General features: G+C 62.3%; 20 protein-coding genes. 11 read left to right on the top strand and 9 right to left on the bottom strand.

Translation table 11 applies throughout. The features are described 5' to 3' along the window. Positions 1-12: 12 nt before the first annotated feature. From ACFPN2_RS18070 to ACFPN2_RS18055, 4 genes are all read right to left on the bottom strand, one after another. Complete coding sequence (locus ACFPN2_RS18070; protein ID WP_380598978.1) at positions 13-2121, bottom strand: methyl-accepting chemotaxis protein; 2109 nt, start codon at positions 2119-2121, stop codon at positions 13-15. 166 nt (positions 2122-2287) lie between these two features. Next, entirely contained in the window at positions 2288-2854 is a 567-nt protein-coding gene (locus tag ACFPN2_RS18065; RefSeq protein WP_380598977.1) for a chemotaxis protein CheW, read from the bottom strand. A gap of 19 nt (positions 2855-2873) precedes the next feature. Beyond that, a complete protein-coding gene (locus ACFPN2_RS18060) occupies positions 2874-3245 on the bottom strand; it encodes a response regulator transcription factor (RefSeq protein WP_116810845.1) in 372 nt (123 codons plus the stop codon). Positions 3246-3314: 69 nt separating this feature from the next. After that, a complete protein-coding gene (locus ACFPN2_RS18055) occupies positions 3315-3728 on the bottom strand; it encodes a response regulator (protein ID WP_380598975.1) in 414 nt (137 codons plus the stop codon). A gap of 183 nt (positions 3729-3911) precedes the next feature. On the opposite strand from ACFPN2_RS18055, the gene gshB reads away from it, so the two are divergent. The 6 genes from gshB to ACFPN2_RS18025 all read left to right on the top strand — a co-directional run bounded on the left by gshB (position 3912) and on the right by ACFPN2_RS18025 (position 8377). Continuing rightward, positions 3912-4892: a glutathione synthase gene (gshB, locus tag ACFPN2_RS18050; RefSeq protein WP_380598973.1), complete on the top strand. Its 981-nt coding sequence runs from the start codon at positions 3912-3914 to the stop codon at positions 4890-4892. Then, entirely contained in the window at positions 4889-5791 is a 903-nt protein-coding gene (locus ACFPN2_RS18045) for an energy transducer TonB family protein (RefSeq protein ID WP_380598971.1), read from the top strand. Before gshB ends, ACFPN2_RS18045 begins: the two co-directional genes overlap by 4 nt. Positions 5792-5837: 46 nt before the next feature. Continuing rightward, positions 5838-6401: a YqgE/AlgH family protein gene (locus tag ACFPN2_RS18040; RefSeq protein WP_380598969.1), complete on the top strand. Its 564-nt coding sequence runs from the start codon at positions 5838-5840 to the stop codon at positions 6399-6401. Beyond that, positions 6332-6844 (top strand): Holliday junction resolvase RuvX, encoded by a 513-nt coding sequence (ruvX, locus tag ACFPN2_RS18035; protein WP_380600169.1) that lies wholly within the window; start codon positions 6332-6334, stop codon positions 6842-6844. The genes ACFPN2_RS18040 and ruvX overlap by 70 nt, the downstream gene beginning before the upstream one ends. Before the next feature lie 32 nt (positions 6845-6876). Then, the gene (locus ACFPN2_RS18030) at positions 6877-7863 is read left to right on the top strand and encodes an aspartate carbamoyltransferase catalytic subunit (protein WP_380598967.1); all 987 of its coding nucleotides are present in this window, start codon (positions 6877-6879) and stop codon (positions 7861-7863) included. Positions 7864-7969: 106 nt separating this feature from the next. Continuing rightward, entirely contained in the window at positions 7970-8377 is a 408-nt protein-coding gene (locus tag ACFPN2_RS18025) for a hypothetical protein (RefSeq protein WP_380598965.1), read from the top strand. Between the two features lie 352 nt (positions 8378-8729). Here ACFPN2_RS18025 and ACFPN2_RS18020 read toward each other — a convergent pair whose 3' ends face one another. The 3 genes from ACFPN2_RS18020 to ACFPN2_RS18010 all read right to left on the bottom strand — a co-directional run bounded on the left by ACFPN2_RS18020 (position 8730) and on the right by ACFPN2_RS18010 (position 12203). Next, a complete protein-coding gene (locus tag ACFPN2_RS18020; protein ID WP_380598963.1) occupies positions 8730-9860 on the bottom strand; it encodes a PilT/PilU family type 4a pilus ATPase in 1131 nt (376 codons plus the stop codon). A 2-nt stretch (positions 9861-9862) separates the two neighbouring features. Beyond that, on the bottom strand, positions 9863-11026 hold the full coding sequence (locus tag ACFPN2_RS18015; RefSeq protein WP_380598961.1) for a PilT/PilU family type 4a pilus ATPase: 1164 nt from the start codon (positions 11024-11026) through the stop codon (positions 9863-9865). Between the two features lie 136 nt (positions 11027-11162). Further along, positions 11163-12203, bottom strand: coding sequence for a type IV pilus twitching motility protein PilT (locus tag ACFPN2_RS18010; RefSeq protein WP_129776607.1), 1041 nt, complete (start codon positions 12201-12203; stop codon positions 11163-11165). 103 nt (positions 12204-12306) lie between these two features. On the opposite strand from ACFPN2_RS18010, the gene ACFPN2_RS18005 reads away from it, so the two are divergent. The 5 genes from ACFPN2_RS18005 to ACFPN2_RS17985 all read left to right on the top strand — a co-directional run bounded on the left by ACFPN2_RS18005 (position 12307) and on the right by ACFPN2_RS17985 (position 15537). Continuing rightward, positions 12307-13044 carry a YggS family pyridoxal phosphate-dependent enzyme gene (locus tag ACFPN2_RS18005; protein ID WP_380598959.1) on the top strand — a complete coding sequence of 246 codons (738 nt, stop codon included), beginning with the start codon at positions 12307-12309 and terminating at the stop codon, positions 13042-13044. A 20-nt stretch (positions 13045-13064) separates the two neighbouring features. Beyond that, positions 13065-13886, top strand: a complete 822-nt coding sequence (gene proC / locus ACFPN2_RS18000; RefSeq protein ID WP_380598957.1) for a pyrroline-5-carboxylate reductase — start codon at positions 13065-13067, stop codon at positions 13884-13886. 6 nt (positions 13887-13892) lie between these two features. After that, the gene (locus tag ACFPN2_RS17995) at positions 13893-14426 is read left to right on the top strand and encodes a YggT family protein (protein ID WP_380598955.1); all 534 of its coding nucleotides are present in this window, start codon (positions 13893-13895) and stop codon (positions 14424-14426) included. Positions 14427-14477: 51 nt separating this feature from the next. Further along, entirely contained in the window at positions 14478-15005 is a 528-nt protein-coding gene (locus ACFPN2_RS17990) for a DUF4426 domain-containing protein (protein ID WP_380598953.1), read from the top strand. 220 nt (positions 15006-15225) lie between these two features. Continuing rightward, complete coding sequence (locus ACFPN2_RS17985; RefSeq protein ID WP_116810858.1) at positions 15226-15537, top strand: HU family DNA-binding protein; 312 nt, start codon at positions 15226-15228, stop codon at positions 15535-15537. Between the two features lie 65 nt (positions 15538-15602). Here the strand turns inward: ACFPN2_RS17985 and ACFPN2_RS17980 are convergent, their stop codons facing one another. Together ACFPN2_RS17980 and ACFPN2_RS17975 are read right to left on the bottom strand one after the other, a co-directional pair. Beyond that, positions 15603-16061: a tellurite resistance TerB family protein gene (locus ACFPN2_RS17980; RefSeq protein ID WP_380598951.1), complete on the bottom strand. Its 459-nt coding sequence runs from the start codon at positions 16059-16061 to the stop codon at positions 15603-15605. Between the two features lie 28 nt (positions 16062-16089). Then, complete coding sequence (locus ACFPN2_RS17975; RefSeq protein WP_380598949.1) at positions 16090-16749, bottom strand: alpha/beta hydrolase; 660 nt, start codon at positions 16747-16749, stop codon at positions 16090-16092. Between the last annotated feature and the right edge of the window lie 97 nt (positions 16750-16846).

The following is a 16846-nucleotide window of genomic DNA, read 5'->3' as shown; positions in this document are numbered from 1 at the left end:
CTCGCGTATTTCTTAAGCGTTGAGGCCGCTGACTTTCTTCGGCGCGTTGGTGCGGTTCGCAGCAGTGCCGCTGCCGGTCGCGGTGAGCGACGGCGGCGGCGCCACTGGCGGCGCTTTGCGGGCCGGATCAGTCAACAAGGCAGAGCCACCGGACACAGCGTCCGGCAGACGGAAGCCCGCGACAGACTTACGCAGCTGCGAGGACAGCTCGGCAAGCTTGCCGACCGAGCTGGACGTAGCGGCGGAATTTTCCGCTGTCTGCGAGCTGATCTCTCTGAGCACGCCCATGTTGCGTGCGATGTTCTGCGCCGCCGAGGACTGCTGGCGGGCGCTGGCGGAAATGTTTTGCACCAGGCTGGCGATCTGATTCGACACCTGCTCGATCTCTTCCAGCGCCGCGCCGGCGTTCTCGGCCAGCAGCGCTCCGCCCACCACGTCCGTGGTACTGCGTTCCATCGACACCACTGCTTCGTTGGTGTCGGCCTGAATCGTGCGCACCAGTACTTCGATTTGTTTGGTCGCGTTGGCGGCGCGCTCGGCCAGACGCTGCACTTCGTCGGCGACGACTGCGAAACCGCGGCCCGCTTCACCGGCCATCGACGCCTGAATGGAGGCGTTCAAGGCCAGAATGTTGGTCTGCTCGGCGATGTCGTTGATCAGTTCGACGATGTTGCCGATCTCTTGCGAGCTCTCGCCGAGGCGCTTGATGCGCTTCGATGTTTCCTGAATGGTCTCGCGGATCGTGTTCATGCCGTCGATGGTACGACGCACGGCATCGCCACCCTTGTGGGCCACGTCCACCGAGTGACGCGCCACGTCGGCGGAGCGTTCGGCGTTGCCGGACACTTCTTCGGTCGACGAGGCCATCGCGGCCACCGACTCCGACGCCAGCGCGACTTGTTTGGACTGCGCGACCGACGCTTTCGCCAGCTGACTGACCGAGCCCTGTGTTTGTTTAGCCGCGGAGTCGAGCGACACCGCCGACTCGTTGATCGTGGCGACCAGCTCGCGCAGCGCTTCGATGGCGTAGTTGATGGAGTCCGCGATCGCGCCGGTGATGTCTTCGGTAACGGTGGCCTGCACGGTGAGATCGCCGTCGGCCAGGCTCGACAGTTCGTCGAGCAGTCGCAGAATCGCTTCCTGGTTGCGCTCGTTCTTGCTCGCCTGCACTTCCAGCTGTTTGCGGATGTTGCCACCCATCGAATACAGCGCTGTGAGAATGCCCAGCGAGATCAAGCCGAGCGTCAGCAAACCGATCGGCAGGGCTTTGCTGTTGACGACGCCGGCGGCAGCACCGCCAGGCACGCCGACACGAGTCGCGAAGGCGGTGTAAATCTTGTCGCCGCTGGCGGCGAGCGCGGCCGCGGCTTCACGAGCGGCCTTGACGCGATCGGCGGAAGAAATCGCCGTGCGCACCTTCTCGCTCAGCTGAGCATACAAAGAGCTGGTGCTCTTGAAGCGGCCTTCCGCTTCCGGCCCGGTGACCTTCGGCAGACCGAGGCCGGCGTCTTCACCGCCGAGGCCGCCGACAACCTGACCCATATAGTCGTTGCCGTCCGCGAGACGACGCGCAATCACGGTCGCATCGCCCACGCCGCCGGCGAGCGCTTCCATGTCCTGCTGCAAGCGCAGGCCGGTGAGCTCGAACCGCTCCAGATGACGGGTCATGCCTTCGATACCGGGCGAGCCGAGCGCGCTCGCGACGTTGCCGAGGCTCTGTAACAACTGCGGCACCAGCGCACGCACTTCGATGGCGGACTTCTGCACGCCTTCGATGGCTTCCTGAGCGTTCAGAATCGCCTGGCTTTGTTTCAACAACTCGGTGCTGCCGGCGAAGCCCTGCACGTCGGGACCGAGCGCAGCGGCCAGCGTCGAGTAACGGGTGCGGGATTCGGACAGCGCATTGAAAGCACCCTGGGTACCGCTCAGTGCGGCGTTCGCTTGCAGCGGCAACTTCTGGGACAGCGCCAGCAGCTCGTTCATCTCGCGGACGCTCTGCTCGTCACCGCCCGTGTCCCGACCTGCGAACGCTAACAAGCCCAGTGCCGCGACTACGCACGCCAGCGCGACCACCATGAGGGCCGGCAGGAAGCGCACGCCTATCATCTTTTTCTCAGCCATGACCCTGCCCATCCGTGGCGACCGTTTCGTCACAAGACGAAATGCCGTGCCAACCCGCTCTCACAGGCGCAGGCTCATGCCGTGTGCTGATGCTGTAGTTGTTTTGCACGACCGTCTTCCAACGTCTCGTCTATCTGTTTGGCCAAACTGAATCGATCGACCGCGGCTAAGAGGCCGCTGCTTGCAAAAACTCGGCGCTCTCCAGCAGCGAGCGCAGACTGAACACCGGCCAGCTCTCCGTGCCGCGCCGGAACGCGCCGGCGAGATAACGTTCGCAACGAGCGATGGTCGCCGGCGGCGTCGCCGAGAACTCGCCGTCCGCGAAGCGGCGGAAGCCGAGCACTTCGTCCACCAGTAGACCGGCCGGCACTTCGCGATGATTCGCCACCAGCACGCGGGTGCTGCGATTGGTGCTGGTCATGCCGCCACCTAGATAAGCGCGCAGATCCACCACCGGCAACAACTGACCTCGCACATTTGCGATGCCGCGAATCCAGGGTTTCGCGCCTGGCACGCGCGTCACAACGGACGGATAACTCAACACCTCGCGTGTTTCTTCACGCGCGGCCAGAAAACTTTCCGAGCTCAGGCGGAAGGCCACACCGACCCATTCGCGCTCGGCGGCCGCGTCACGGCCCTGCCCGGTCAGCGCGACGCGCGCCAGTCGCTCGAGCTCCCTGAGGAGATCGAACGGCTTGTCTCGCAGCGACTTGAGTGAGGCGGTGGCGCTCATTTCCTTTGGGCAATCCCTGTCAGCCGGCCTGGGTCAACGCGGCCTGCGCTTTCTCGATCAGCTTTTCCATGGAGACGGGTTTCACCAGGTAGTCCTTGGCGCCCTGGCGCATGCCCCAGATGCGGTCGGTCTCCTGATCTTTGGAAGTCACCATGATCACCGGAATGGCCTTGGTGTCCGGATCGGAGGCCAGCTTGCGCGTCGCCTGGAAGCCGTTCACGCCCGGCATCACCACGTCCATGAAAATCAGGTCGGGCTTCATTTCCTTGGCCTTGCGGATCGCCTCGGCGCCATCGCCGGCCGATGCCGTCTGATAGCCGTGGCGCTCCAGGGCCTTCTGCATCACATGCACTTCCGTCGGCGAATCGTCGACGATGAGGATCAGTGCCATACCTTGCTCCGCCGTACCTTGCTCCGTTCGAGTTGCCAATGCTGTGCGCATTACCTGTTCCCTGGCCGGTTACCGGGCAACCGCGCCAACATGGGTTTCGATCGCGTTCAACAACTCATCCTTGGTGAATGGCTTGGTCAGATAGTGCTCGGAGCCGACGATGCGGCCGCGGGCGCGATCGAACAGGCCGTCCTTGCTCGACAACATGATCACCGGAATGGAGCGGAACACCTTGTTGTGCTTGATCAGCGAGCAGGTCTGATAGCCGTCCAGCCGCGGCATCATGATGTCCACGAACACGATGTCGGGCTGATGGTCGGCGATCTTCGACAGCGCATCGAACCCGTCGACCGCCGTGAACACCTCGCAACCTTCCTTCGACAGCAGCGTCTCGGCCGTGCGACGAATGGTCTTGCTGTCGTCGATGACCAGCACCTTGAGGCCCGACAACCGGGCTGACTGGCTCGCTGCTAAGTTCTCCATCGCGCTGTTTCCTCAAGCCCTCAACTGATCATTTCCCGCCGGGGGGCACAACCGCCGGAACTTTTAACATATTGGTTATAGGGCCGCCATCGCCCGCCTTCCTATACTATGAAGCCCGTCACACAGCGCTCGCGCCGCGAATTCCGTGTGATGCGTACGCTCGACTTCCCAGGTGAAATGCCCATGTCCACCCCCCGCCCAAGCACTGTGTCGCAACCTGTCCGCGTCGTCGTGGTCATGGATCCCATCTCTGAGATCAAACCGGCCAAGGACACGACGCTGGCCATGTTGCTGGCGGCTCAGCAGCGCGGCTGGGAGCTGTGGTACGCCGAGCAGCGCGACCTGTGGCTGCGCGACGGCGTGCCGTTGGCGCGGCTGGCGCCGCTCAAGGTGAAGAACGATCTCGAGGACTGGTATCAGCTGGGCGAATCCCAGGTGCGGGGTTTGTCCGAATTCGATGTCATCCTGATGCGTAAGGACCCGCCGTTCGACATGGAGTACATCTACACGACGTACATCCTCGAACGTGCCGAGGAAGCCGGCGTGCTGGTGGTGAACCGGCCGCAGGGCCTGCGCGACATGAACGAGAAGGTCTACACCGCCTGGTTCCCGCAGTGCTGCGCGCCGACGCTCATCACCCGCGACATGGCCGACATGCACGCGTTCCTGAAGGAGCACGGGCGCATCGTCTGCAAACCGTTGTACGGCATGGGCGGACGCTCCATCTTCGTGCTCGAGCAGCACGACAAGAATGCCAATGTGATTTTCGAGACCATGACCGAGTACGGCACGCGCTACGCCATCGTGCAGAAATATCTGCCGGAGATCGTCGAGAGCGGCGACTCGCGTATCCTGGTCATCGACGGCGAGCCCGCGCCCTATGCACTGGCGCGCATTCCGTCGGCCACGGACAATCGTGGCAATCTCGCCGCCGGTGCCAAGGGCGTGGGCCGCGAGCTGAACGATCGCGACCGCTGGCTGGTGGGTCAGATCGGGCCCGAGCTGCGGCGTCGCGGGATGCTCTTTGTTGGACTGGACGTCATCGGCGGCTTCGTCACGGAGATCAACGTGACGAGCCCCACCGGCGTCCGTGAACTGGACAAGCAGTTCGGCACCCAGATCGCCGGTCTGCTCATGGATGCGATAGAGAAACGACTGCAATGAACGTTTCGGCTCAGCCAGATGAGGAAGCCCTCTCCAGCGAATTGCGGGAGGGACAGGCGCCCGTCAACGACCGGCTGACCACCACTTTGTTTCTGGCCGCGCTGTTTCACGGCATCGTGATTCTGGGCATCACTTTCGCCGTGCCTCGAAGTGACAACAGCCCTACTCCGACCCTGGAAGTCCTGTTGCTCACCAGTAACGACACCAAGGCCGCCGATAATCCAGACGCTCAATATCTGGCTCAACGCAACCAGCAAGGCAGCGGCACCACCGACGAGCGCGTGCGGCCGGCGAATCCCACGTCGTCACCGGTCATGGCCGATCTGGACGGCGTGCCGGACGGCAATAGCGATCGCTACAAGGAAGCGGTCTCCGGCCAGAAGTCGACCGAGATCATCAGCAGCAAGAGTAATCGCAGCGAAGTCGAATACCGCAGCGGCGACAACAATCCTTCTCAGCAAGCAGAGACGCCGCTCGCGCTGTCGCCCACCGCTCCGCGCCCTATCGCGACCAGCGCGACCGACACGTCACTGGTCCTACGCGGCAAGCGCCTGGATGGCGCCACCGAGATCGTGCCGAACACGCGCGAGTCCAAGCTGGCGCCCTACCTGAATGCCTGGCGCTCCAAAGTCGAGCGGCTCGGCACGCTCAACTTTCCTCAGTACGCCCGCAACGCTCAGACCGGCAACCCGGTGCTGGAAGTTTCTCTGAAGGCCGACGGCACCCTGGGCGACGCGCTGATCCGCCGCTCCAGCGGTAACAAGGAAATCGACCAGGCGGCGCTGTCCATCCTGCGCCTGGCCTCGCCGTTCGACCCGTTCCCGAGCGAGCTGCGTAAGCAGTACCAGGAATTGCGGTTTGCCTATGAGTGGCAATTCCTTGGCGCCGCCAAAAATTGAGCTTCCGTGCTTGAGCCAGGGCGGGCGGGGCCGGATACTTGGCCTCATGTCCGAAGGCGACTTCCTCACCAACCAGTTCCTCATCGCCATGCCGGCGATGACCGACAGCAATTTTGCCCAGACGGTCACGTTCATCTGGGAACATAACGCCGACGGCGCGCTCGGGATCATCATCAACCGCCCGTTACAGATGCGGCTGCTGGATGTGTTCGAGCAGCTGAAAATGCCGACGGCGCCCGGGGTGTTCGGTCACCAGCAAGTCTTGCAAGGCGGCCCGGTGCAGACCGACCGCGGCTTCGTCGTGCACCAGGTCGGCGGTCATTGGGAACACACCCGCCAGGTGTCGCCCCGGCTGCAGGTGACGACTTCACCCGACATTCTGAATGCCATGGCTCGCGGCAGCGGCCCGAATACCGCGCTGGTCGCATTGGGCTATGCCGGCTGGAGCGCCGGCCAGCTGGAAACCGAGCTGGCCCAAAACGCCTGGCTGACCGCGCCGGCCGATGAGCGCATTCTGTTCGACACGCCCTACGAGCAACGCTGGCGCGCCGCCGGCCGCCTGCTCGGCGTGGACCTTGCCACCATCAGCGATCAGGTGGGTCACGCCTGAGTCCGCAGGTCATTCTCGCCTTCGATTACGGTACCAGACGCATCGGCGTCGCCAGCGGCGACACGCTGACTCGCACCGCTCGCGCGCTCACCACTCTCGAGCGCGGCGCCGACGTGCCCTGGGCGGCCATCGCCAAACTCGTGCAGGAATATCAGCCATCGCAATTCGTGGTCGGATTGCCTTGGAACATGGACGGCACACCGACAGTGCTCACCGACGTGAGCCGCTCCTTCGCCGCCGAATTGAAGTCTCGTTACCACAAGCCCGTGGCCTTGGTCGATGAGCGCCTGAGCTCGCGCGAAGCCGAAGCCCAACTGCGCGACGCCCGCGCTTCGGGCATGAAGAAACGTCGTAACACGCATGCGGACGTGGACATGATCGCTGCCCGCATTTTGCTGGAGCAGTGGCTGGAGAATCCCGGCGCGGCCGAGAACGTGCTCTAACGGGTCGGCGCGGCTACAATCCCGCCCCGACTATGAGTACCGACAACAGCGCCAAACTGCAGCGCGACGCCGAAGGGCGGCTGCGACATCTGATCACCCTGGACGGCATGAGCCGCGACGAGATCGTCGCCCTGCTCGACTTGGCCCAGTTCTACGCACGAACGCCCGGCGAGCTGGCCGCGCGCGACCAGACATTGGCCGGACATACCGTCGCCAACTTGTTCTTCGAACCGAGTACACGCACCCGCGTGTCCTTCGAATTGGCCGCACAGCGCCTCGGCGCGGACGTGGTCAATCTGGACATGCAGTCCTCCTCTCGCGTCAAAGGCGAGACGGTGCTCGACACGATCTACACACTGCAGGCGATGCAGGCAGACATCCTCGTGATGCGCGACGCCGAGCCGGGATTGCCGGCGTACGTCGCCAAGTACGTCGCGCCGCATGTTTGTATCTTGAACGCCGGCGAAGCGCATTTGTCTCATCCGACGCAGGGGTTGCTGGATGCTTTGACGGTGCGGCAGGCGAAGGGCGATTTCAGCAAGCTCAAGATTTTGATCGCCGGCGACATCAGTCATTCGCGCGTCGCCCGCTCCGCCTGGCATGCGTTCACGACGCTCGGCGTCAAAGAGCTGCGCATCGCCGCGCCGGAAGATTTGCTGCCGGGTCAGGATGAGTTCAAAGGCGCCGAGCGCTTTACCAATATCGACAAGGCGATCAGCGGCGTCGACGTGGTCATGACTCTGCGCATCCAGCGCGAGCGCATGAGCGGCGCGTCGATCCCCGACGAGGCGACTTATCACCGCACGTTCGGCATCACCGCCGAGCGCCTGACGAAAGCAAACAAAGACGCCATCGTCATGCACCCGGGCCCGATGAATCGCGACGTCGAGATCGCCAGCGACGTGGCCGACGGCCCGCAGTCAGTCATCCAGCGCCAGGTCACCAACGGCGTCGCCGTCCGCATGGCCGTGCTCGCCACCATCGCCCGCAACGTGCAGGCGCGCCGGCATTTCCAGTGAGCGGACGCTGCGGTTCATCGACTACCCTGACCGCGGCCGAATGCAGCTGATCGAAGTCGATGCCCCTGAAGAACAGCTTTGATCAGATATTTCCTGCAGGTGAGTCGTGCGACTTTTGATCGGCACAGACTCGACACAGGCGGCGGTCATTCGGACCGCCCACGAGCTGCATCGCTCGGACGAGCGCTCGCCGCTGCTCGTGCTGATCGGTAGCGCTGATTCGTTTTCTTTCAAGCCACGGCCGTCGACTATTCTCGTGCCCGGCATGCTGCCCGGCGTGATCGCGGCTGTGCCGTCGCTCGAAGAGTTTGGAATTGCGAGCCGGCTCGCGAGTGAGATTGGCTTACCTGGGTGTTATGACGGGACGGTGCTGGAGTTAGCCGAGCAATGGTTGCAGGGAATCGAGCCGGCGCTGCGAGCGCAGACGAGTGTTACAGTCGCCGGAGAAGAAGGGTTTTGCGGGGAGGCGGGAGAGATGGGACACCGGTTAGCCGTAGCGGTCAGCGTCCTCTAGAGACCGCACGAGCGTTTCGTATGCCGCCGATGTAGAACTCGGCTGTGCCACGAACGTGTCGGCGCGCTACCGATGTAGAACTCAGCCGTATCACGATCGCTTCGGCGGGCCGCCGAGGCAACTCCGCTGGATGTATCGCCAACGTGTCGGCGTGACGTCGAGGTGGGATACCTGCTCCCGGCAATTGGATCCACCCAGGGACGGTGGTCCGATAGCAGCCACAAGGATGTGCCGCAACGGCGCCCGCGATAGCGGGAGCGAAGCGTAGCGACGGCGTGTGCGCGGTGCCGGGAGGAGGTATCCCACCTCGGCGGCGCGCGAGCCACAGAGCCCGCCCCTCTTACTCTGACTCTTAGCCGAAGTTGATCTTCGCTTCGAGGTTGGTGCGCGAGTCCGCGTAGGTCAGTGCATCTTCCATCGTAATGCGCCCCGCCTTGTACAGCTCGTACAGCGCCGTGTCGAAGTGCTGCATGCCCTTCTCCGAGCTGGTGCGCAAAGCTTCCTTCGCGCCAAGCACGTCGCCCTTCTTGATCAGCTCCTGCACGTGAGGCGTGTTGATCAGCAACTCCACCGCCGCGACACGCCGCTTGTTCTTACCCGGGACTAGACGCTGAGCGATGATCGCGCGCAGGTACTGAGAAATATCCAGGAAGATCTGCGTGTGCTGATCCAGCGGGAACATGTTGATGATTCGGTCAAGCGTTTCGGCCGCGTTGTTCGCGTGCAGAGTCGCCAGCACCAGGTGACCGGTGCCCGCTAACATGATCGCCGACTCCATCGTCTCGCGATCTCGAATCTCACCAATCAGCAGCACGTCCGGCGCGGCGCGCATGGCGCTGCGAAGCGCGCGTGCATACGACTTGGTATCCAGGCCGACTTCGCGCTGATTGATGATGGACTTCTTGTTCGAGTGCAGGAACTCGATCGGATCTTCGATGGTGATGATGTGATCCGACGAATTCTCGTTGCGGTAATTGATCATCGACGCCAGCGTGGTCGACTTGCCCGAGCCGGTCGCGCCGACCATGAGCAGCAGGCCGCGCTTCATCATCATCAGGTCTTTGAGAATCTCCGGCAGGCCGAGATCGTCGAGACGCGGCATGTCGGCGGTGATGTAACGAAGCACCATCGCGGGATTGCCGCGCTGATGGAATACGTTGACGCGGAAGCGGCCGAGGCCGGGCTCGGAAATCGCGAAGTCGATTTCCAGCTCGTCGTTGAACGCGTCGATCTGTTCCTGGGTCATCAAGCCGTACGCGGCCTGACGCACCACTTCCGGCGTCAACATCTGCTTGTTGACCGGAAAGATCTGGCCTTCGATCTTGATCTTGATAGGCGCGTAAGAGGTGAAGAACAAGTCGGAGGCGCGCTTGTCCACCATCAGCTTGAACAGCGGCTTGGTGTTGAGAACGACAGCGCGTTCCTCGCCGGTGTTCTCGACGCTACCCGCTTCGCTATTGATCGTTTCGCCGTCAGCAGCCATGGTTATCTACCAATAACGCCTTCAGTCTCTTCTTCCATGATCCGCAAGCTGTCGCTCGCCTCATCGGAAATCTTCATCTCGCGCTTGCTCTCGAGCTTGATGCGCAGACGCACTTCGTTCTTCGAGTCCGCGTTACGCAACGCGTCCTCGTAGGAGATCATGCCGCTTTCGTACAGGTCGAACAGCGACTGGTCGAAGGTTTTCATGCCGACCCGGTTCGACTTGCCCATCACTTCCTTGATCTGGGCCACTTCGCCCTTGAAGATCAGGTCTGCGATCAGCGGCGAGTTCAGCATGATTTCCATCGCGGCGATCCGGCCCGTGCCGGACTCGCGCGGAATCAGGCGCTGAGAAATCAGCGCGCGAATATTCAACGACAGGTCCATCAGCAATTGTTCCCGGCGTTCTTCCGGGAAGAAGTTGATGATGCGGTCCAGCGCCTGGTTGGCGCTGTTGGCGTGCAGCGTCGCGAGCACCAGGTGGCCCGTTTCCGCGAACTGAATGCCGTATTCCATGGTCTCGCGGTCCCGGATTTCGCCGATCAGAATCACGTCCGGTGCCTGACGCAGCGTGTTCTTGAGCGCGACATGCCAGCTTTCGCAGTCGACGCCGACTTCGCGGTGAGTAATCACGCACCCCTTGTGGTTGTGCACGTACTCCACCGGGTCTTCGATGGTGATGATGTGACCGCGGGTTTTTTCGTTACGGTAATTCAGCATCGCCGCCAGCGACGTCGACTTACCCGAGCCGGTGCCGCCGACCAGAATGCAAAGCCCGCGCTTGCTCATCACGACGTCGCGCAGGATGGGCGGCAGCTGCATTTCTTCCAGCGTGGGGATCTTGGCGTTGATGGTTCGCACCACGCAGCCGATCTGACCCTGCTGCACGAACGCGCTGACACGGAAGCGGCCGATGCCGGCCGGCGCGATCGCGAAGTTACATTCCTTGGACGAGTCGAAGTCGCGGGTCTGCTTGTCGTTCATGATGGAACGAACCAGCACGGCGGCCTGCTCCGGCGTCAGCACGCGCTCGGACTGCGGGCGAATCTCGCCGTCGACTTTGATCGCGGGCGGAAAACCGGCGGTGATGAACAAGTCCGAGCCTTTGCGGTCGACGACGCGCTTGAGCAGGTCCTGCATCAGCTTGATAGCTTGTTCGCGTTCCATTTCGCAACCTACCTAAATACCTTTCCACCGGGTACATGGATGTACCCCGCCGCGTGCGGCGGGCGACGAGCAAAAACCACACTTTTTGCTCTGTCGCCGCGAGAGTCGTGACAGGATGTCCGATCTCTCGCCATAATCAGAACGCATCCTTATTCTGGGCACGGAACCGTGCCTCTTCCTTCGTCACGACGCCCTTCTGCAAGAGCTCGGTCAGACATTGGTCGAGCGTCTGCATGCCGTCCTTCTGACCGGTCTGGATCGCCGAATACATCTGCGCGATCTTGCCTTCGCGGATCAGGTTACGAATCGCGGGCGTGCCGATCATGATCTCGTGCGCGGCCACGCGGCCGCCGCCGATGCGCTTGAGCAAGCTCTGCGAAATCGCCGCGCGCAGCGACTCGGACAACATGGTTCGCACCATTTCTTTTTCAGCCGAGGGGAACACGTCGACGATGCGGTCGATGGTCTTGGCTGCCGAGCTGGTGTGCAAGGTACCGAAGACCAAGTGACCGGTTTCCGCGGCGGTCAGCGCCAGACGAATCGTTTCCAGGTCGCGCATTTCGCCGACCAGCACCACGTCGGGATCTTCGCGCAACGCCGAACGCAGCGCTTCGGAGAAGCCGAGCGTGTCACGATGCACTTCGCGCTGGTTGACCAGCGAGCGTTTGCTCTCGTGCACGAACTCGATCGGATCTTCGATGGTGATGATGTGATCCGGCTTGTTGTCGTTCACATAGTTGACCATCGCCGCCAGCGTCGTCGACTTGCCCGAGCCGGTCGGGCCAGTCACCAGCACCAGGCCGCGCGGCTGCATGGCCAGATCCTTAAAGATCTTCGGCGCATTCAAGTCGTCGAGCGACATGATCAGCGAAGGAATGGTCCGGAACACTGCGGCCGCGCCACGGCTCTGGTTGAACGCGTTAACGCGGAAGCGCGCCAGCTTGGGAATCTCGAAGGAAAAGTCCGTCTCGTAGAACTCTTCATAAGCCTTGCGCTGCTTGTCATTCATAATGTCGTACACCATGCTGTGTACTTCCTTATGAGTGAGCGCCGGCATGTTGACGCGCTTCATGTCGCCGTCGACACGGATCATGGGCGGCACACCGGCCGACAGATGCAGATCCGAGGCGTTGTTCTTGACGGCGAAAGCCAACAGCTGCGCGATATCGACAGGCATGAATCTTCCTTTCAATCCGCCGGCCCTGCCGGGGACGGGTCAGGGTGGCGCGGACGCAAAAGATGAGCGTGCGGCAGTATAACGGAGCGGTATCGGGCTCAATATGTTAACCGGTCCGCAGATTTCGGCTGACACAGTGACAGACAGCGCATCTCCAAACCTGGCGAATAACTGGACGGAAACCCGCCAACGCATCGCTACCGTTGCGTCGCAGTGGGGCAGACTGTGCGATTCCGTGGGATTGGTCGCAATCAGTAAGGGCCACCCGGCCAGCGCCATCCGGGCCCTGGCGGCCTTGGGCCAGCGTGATTTCGGTGAGAATTACCTGCAGGAAGCCGGGCCCAAGCTGCAGGAATTGCAGGATCTGAAGCTCACGTGGCACTTCACCGGCCAGCTCCAGGGCAACAAGACGCGCCCGGTGGCGGAGCAGTTCGACTGGGTCCATACGCTGGACCGGGAGCGCATCGCCCTTCGCCTGAACGAGCAGCGGCCCCACTACGCGCCGCCTCTCAATATATGTGTGCAGGTCAGCCTGGTGCCGGAGCCTGGTAAAGGCGGCGTGCCGCCGGAGGGCGTGCTGCCTCTGGCGCAAAGAGTGGCAACGCTGCCGAAGCTTAAGCTGCGGGGCCTGATGTGCATTCCGCCACCGCGCGATACTTTCGAGGAGCAGCGTGCGCTGTTCGAGCAACTCGTCGCTTGTCAGCGTCAGCTGCTGGACGCCGGTCTCGCCGTCGATACTTTGTCGATGGGCATGTCTGACGATCTCGAAGCGGCCGTCGCGGCCGGCGCAACTTGGGTCAGAATTGGCACCGCTATATTTGGCAAGCGCCAGAAGCAGTGATTTAGAGAGTCTGGATCAATATGAAACAACGCATCGCATTCATCGGTGGCGGCAACATGGGGCGCAGCTTGATCGGCGGCCTGATTGCCAAGGGCACCGAGCCGTCGCAGCTCGTGGTCGCCGATCCGTACGCGCCGACGCTGCAATCGCTGCAAGCTCAATACAACGTACAGATTGCCGGCAGCAATGCCGACGCCGTGCGCGACGCGGGCGTGGTTCTGCTCGCCGTCAAGCCCCAGGAATTGCGTAATGTGGTCAGCTCGTTGCAGGAGCAGATTCAACGCACCCGTCCGCTGTTGATCTCAGTGGCCGCCGGCATTCTCGCCGCCGACATTCAGCGTTGGGCCGGCGGCGTGCCGGTCATCCGCTGCATGCCGAACCGCCCAGCGCTGCAAGGTTGCGGCGTCACCGCGCTCTATGCGAATGAGCAAGTGTCGCAAGAACATCGCGCGCTCGCCGAGCAGATCCTCGGCGCGGTCGGCGCGACGCTGTGGGTCGAACGTGAAACCGACATGGATACGGTGACCGCGATTTCCGGCAGCGGCCCCGCATATTTCTTTCTGCTGATCGAGATGCTGGAAGCGGCCGGCCAGTCGCTCGGCCTGTCGGCGGAGGTGGCGCGCAAGCTGGCGGTCGAGACGGCGTACGGTTCCGGATTCATGGCGCGCGAGTCAAGCGACTCACCCGCAACTCTGCGCCAGCAGGTCACTTCGAAGGGCGGCACCACCGAAGCGGCACTCAAGCACCTGGAAGCCAACAACGTCCGTGCTATCTTTTCGCAAGCCGTCACCGCCGCCGCGCAACGCTCGGCGCAACTGGCGAAAGAACTGGGTAGCGCATAACTTCTCATGGAAGCAATCAGATTCATCGTCGGCACCTTGCTTCAGGTGCTGTTGGTCATGGTCTTCTTATTGCGCGTCCTGCTGCCGCTGTCTCGCGCCGACTCGCGCAATCAGCTGTCGCAGGCCGTGATCCGCATGACCAATCCGCTGGTGCTGCCGCTCCGGAAAGTGCTGCCGCCGATCGGCAAAGTCGACACCGCCTCCATCGTCGCGTTGATCATCGTGCAGGCCGCGGCGGTCGCCATGATGTGGTTACTCGGCGGTTACCCGGGCATCTTCACGCCGGCGCAGTTCATCCAGGTCGTGTTCCTGATGCTGGTCACGACCGTCCTGCGGTTCTACATCTTCGCCCTGATCCTGTACGCGATCCTGAGCTGGATCGCGCCGGGCACGTACAGCCCGGCGGCATCGTTGCTCGACACTCTGTGCGAGCCGCTGTTGCGTCCGTTGCGCCGGATCATCCCGCCGCTCGCCGGTATCGACCTGTCGGCGCTGTTCGCGATCATCATCCTGCAGGCGATACACATCGCGATCACCTGACGCGACGAACGGTGCTATAAACAGTTCTCCATCGCCTTTTGGAGAACAACGGTGCTCAATAACACCAGCAGGCACACCAGCGTTCGCAAGACCAGAACTTCGCCGATGGGCCCGCTACTCGCGCTGCTCGCGGCCACGCTGTTGGTCGGTTGCACGGAGCAGCCCGAGCAACGCGCCATGCCGGCGCAAGCCCTGGACGAAACCTTCAAGGACTTCGGAAATTACGAGGTGCACTTCAACGCGCTTCGCACCGACGAGCTGACACCCGAGATCGCTCGCGCCTACGGCATCCAGCGCAGCGCGAATCGAGTCATGCTCAACGTGACGGTGTTGCGCAAGGAAGCCGAGCATGCGCCGCGCAAGCCGGTAGAAGCCACGGTGGCGGTCGACGCCTACAACTTGAACGGTCAGTTGAAGGATATCGAGATGCGCCGTGTTTCCGAAGGCGAAGCGATCTACTCGATCGGCGAGGTCACGATCGCGGGCACGGAAATCCTGGTGTTCGACATCAACGTCACGCCGCAGGGTGAAGCGGCGCCCTTCAACGTGAAGTTGAAGCGCGAATTCGTCTCCAACTAACGGTGTCATCGCCCTTTAGTCGCATTCGCCCGACGACTTTGGCCTCAACGAACGGCTCGCGGCTGTGAGGGAGTGCGCGCGAGCCTGAAAAAATAGGCAGAAAAACGGGTTCGCCGCTTATTTCCCGGCAAATCTTGTGCTATTTTCCGCGCGTCTTGCGATTGCCCGCGACCGATCCATTTCAAGACGGCGCGATTTGTCACTTACCAGGAGACTACAAATGGCAAAAAAGAATGCTGCGCCGACCAAGTCGGAGATCCTTGCGCAGATTTCCAAAGACACCGGTCTTGCCAAGAAGCAAGTGTCCGATGTGTTTGAGTCGTTGAGCGGCGTAGTGAAGAAGAGCCTGAAGGGTTCGGGACTGTTCACCCTGCCGGGCCTGCTGAAGATGAAGGTTGTGAAGAAGCCTGCCACCAAGGCTCGCGAAGGCATCAACCCGTTCACGGGCGAAAAGATGACCTTCAAGGCGAAGCCCGCCAGCAAGAAGGTGCGCATCGCTGCGCTGAAGAGCCTGAAGGAGATGGTGAACTAAGTTCACCGCTCTCACGAGCTCTTTGCGGCGCCGGATCCGTCCGGCGCCGTCCCACCGCTAGTCCCTCACCGATCGCTCTCCACGACCACTTTCAGCTTCAAGCGCACCCGGTCGCGATCGGAAATATGCAGTAACCCCGCGATTCGCTGGACCAGCTGCTCCTCGTGCTTATCGATCCGGCCGTCCGCATGACTGACGCGCCAGAGCATCTCGACGATCTGCAGCTTCTCCGATTCGGGTAGTTCCCGGTTCAGCCGATGCGTGAATTCATGCAGCGAGACCGCCTTGTCGGCGCGCTTGGCGGCATTGATCATCAGCACGTTGAGCGCCTCGTCGGTCAGCTCGAACCGTTTCTGCAACAGATGACGGATCGCCTGCACCTCGGCATCGGACTCGGAAAAATCAGCTCGCGCCAGCTCCAGCAACAACGCCGCCGTCGCCAGCTCGAACGGCTCGCGATCTTCCAGCACGCCGCGCGGCACGGGATCTTCGCCAAAAATCTTTTTCAATTGCCCCAGTAACATGCGTACTCCGTGAAGCGTGCGCTCGGGCTCAGCGGCCCAGATGCGCAAGTTCGATCAACCATTGCACCGTGACCTGGCGCAACTCGTTCAAGCGGCCGTGGAAGAAGTGTTCCACGCCGCTCAACATCGCCAGGCGCGGCGACTCCGGCAGGGACTGCACCCACTGTTGGATGTCATTCGGGTCCACCAGTTCATCGCGGTCGCCTTGCACGATCAGCCAGGGACATTGCGGTAACGAGCGCTCGTCGACAGGCACTCGACGAATGGCCGGCGCGACCGTCACCAATCTCGCCACGTCGCGAGCCGCGGCGGCACGAATCGCGACGGCGCCACCGAAGGAAAATCCACCGAGCATCAAACGCGCGCCCGGCCAGCGTTGCGCGGCCCAATCCAGCACGGCGAGCGCATCGTCAGTCTCGCCATTGCCTTCATCGTAGCCACCCGTGCTGGCACCGACGCCGCGATAGTTGAATCTCACCGACGGCGCGCCCGCTTCGTTGAACGCTCTGGCAATCGAGTACACCACCTTGTTGGTCATAGTGCCGCCGTACTGCGGATGCGGATGACAGATCACCGCGACCGATTCAGGTGCGGACATCTCGGCGGGAATATCGAGCAATGCTTCCAGCGTGCCGGCGGGGCCGGGAATGGTCAGCGTTTGCGAAGCGGACGGAGCGGTTGCAGTCATGGTTCCAGGGTACCATTCATGGCCGGGTGAACGGCGCCGAAGCTGCAGCGGGCGAAGATTTCGCACCGGCTGAGGGAACATCGACCGCCGTCCTTCG

The sequence above is a fragment of the Steroidobacter flavus genome (assembly GCF_042651805.1).
Taxonomy (GTDB): Bacteria; Pseudomonadota; Gammaproteobacteria; order Steroidobacterales; family Steroidobacteraceae; genus Steroidobacter; species Steroidobacter flavus.
This window is presented reverse-complemented; position numbering and strand designations above follow the sequence as displayed.

Coding starts and splice junctions, on each gene's coding strand:
- ACFPN2_RS18070 (WP_380598978.1), bottom strand. CDS start 2,121: ATGGCTGAGAAAAAGATGATAGGCGTGCGCTTCCTGCCGGCCCTCATG.
- ACFPN2_RS18065 (WP_380598977.1), bottom strand. CDS start 2,854: ATGAGCGCCACCGCCTCACTCAAGTCGCTGCGAGACAAGCCGTTCGAT.
- ACFPN2_RS18060 (WP_116810845.1), bottom strand. CDS start 3,245: ATGGCACTGATCCTCATCGTCGACGATTCGCCGACGGAAGTGCATGTG.
- ACFPN2_RS18055 (WP_380598975.1), bottom strand. CDS start 3,728: ATGGAGAACTTAGCAGCGAGCCAGTCAGCCCGGTTGTCGGGCCTCAAG.
- gshB (WP_380598973.1), top strand. CDS start 3,912: ATGTCCACCCCCCGCCCAAGCACTGTGTCGCAACCTGTCCGCGTCGTC.
- ACFPN2_RS18045 (WP_380598971.1), top strand. CDS start 4,889: ATGAACGTTTCGGCTCAGCCAGATGAGGAAGCCCTCTCCAGCGAATTG.
- ACFPN2_RS18040 (WP_380598969.1), top strand. CDS start 5,838: ATGTCCGAAGGCGACTTCCTCACCAACCAGTTCCTCATCGCCATGCCG.
- ACFPN2_RS18030 (WP_380598967.1), top strand. CDS start 6,877: ATGAGTACCGACAACAGCGCCAAACTGCAGCGCGACGCCGAAGGGCGG.
- ACFPN2_RS18020 (WP_380598963.1), bottom strand. CDS start 9,860: ATGGCTGCTGACGGCGAAACGATCAATAGCGAAGCGGGTAGCGTCGAG.
- ACFPN2_RS18015 (WP_380598961.1), bottom strand. CDS start 11,026: ATGGAACGCGAACAAGCTATCAAGCTGATGCAGGACCTGCTCAAGCGC.
- ACFPN2_RS18010 (WP_129776607.1), bottom strand. CDS start 12,203: ATGCCTGTCGATATCGCGCAGCTGTTGGCTTTCGCCGTCAAGAACAAC.
- ACFPN2_RS18005 (WP_380598959.1), top strand. CDS start 12,307: ATGTTAACCGGTCCGCAGATTTCGGCTGACACAGTGACAGACAGCGCA.
- proC (WP_380598957.1), top strand. CDS start 13,065: ATGAAACAACGCATCGCATTCATCGGTGGCGGCAACATGGGGCGCAGC.
- ACFPN2_RS17995 (WP_380598955.1), top strand. CDS start 13,893: ATGGAAGCAATCAGATTCATCGTCGGCACCTTGCTTCAGGTGCTGTTG.
- ACFPN2_RS17985 (WP_116810858.1), top strand. CDS start 15,226: ATGGCAAAAAAGAATGCTGCGCCGACCAAGTCGGAGATCCTTGCGCAG.
- ACFPN2_RS17980 (WP_380598951.1), bottom strand. CDS start 16,061: ATGTTACTGGGGCAATTGAAAAAGATTTTTGGCGAAGATCCCGTGCCG.
- ACFPN2_RS17975 (WP_380598949.1), bottom strand. CDS start 16,749: ATGACTGCAACCGCTCCGTCCGCTTCGCAAACGCTGACCATTCCCGGC.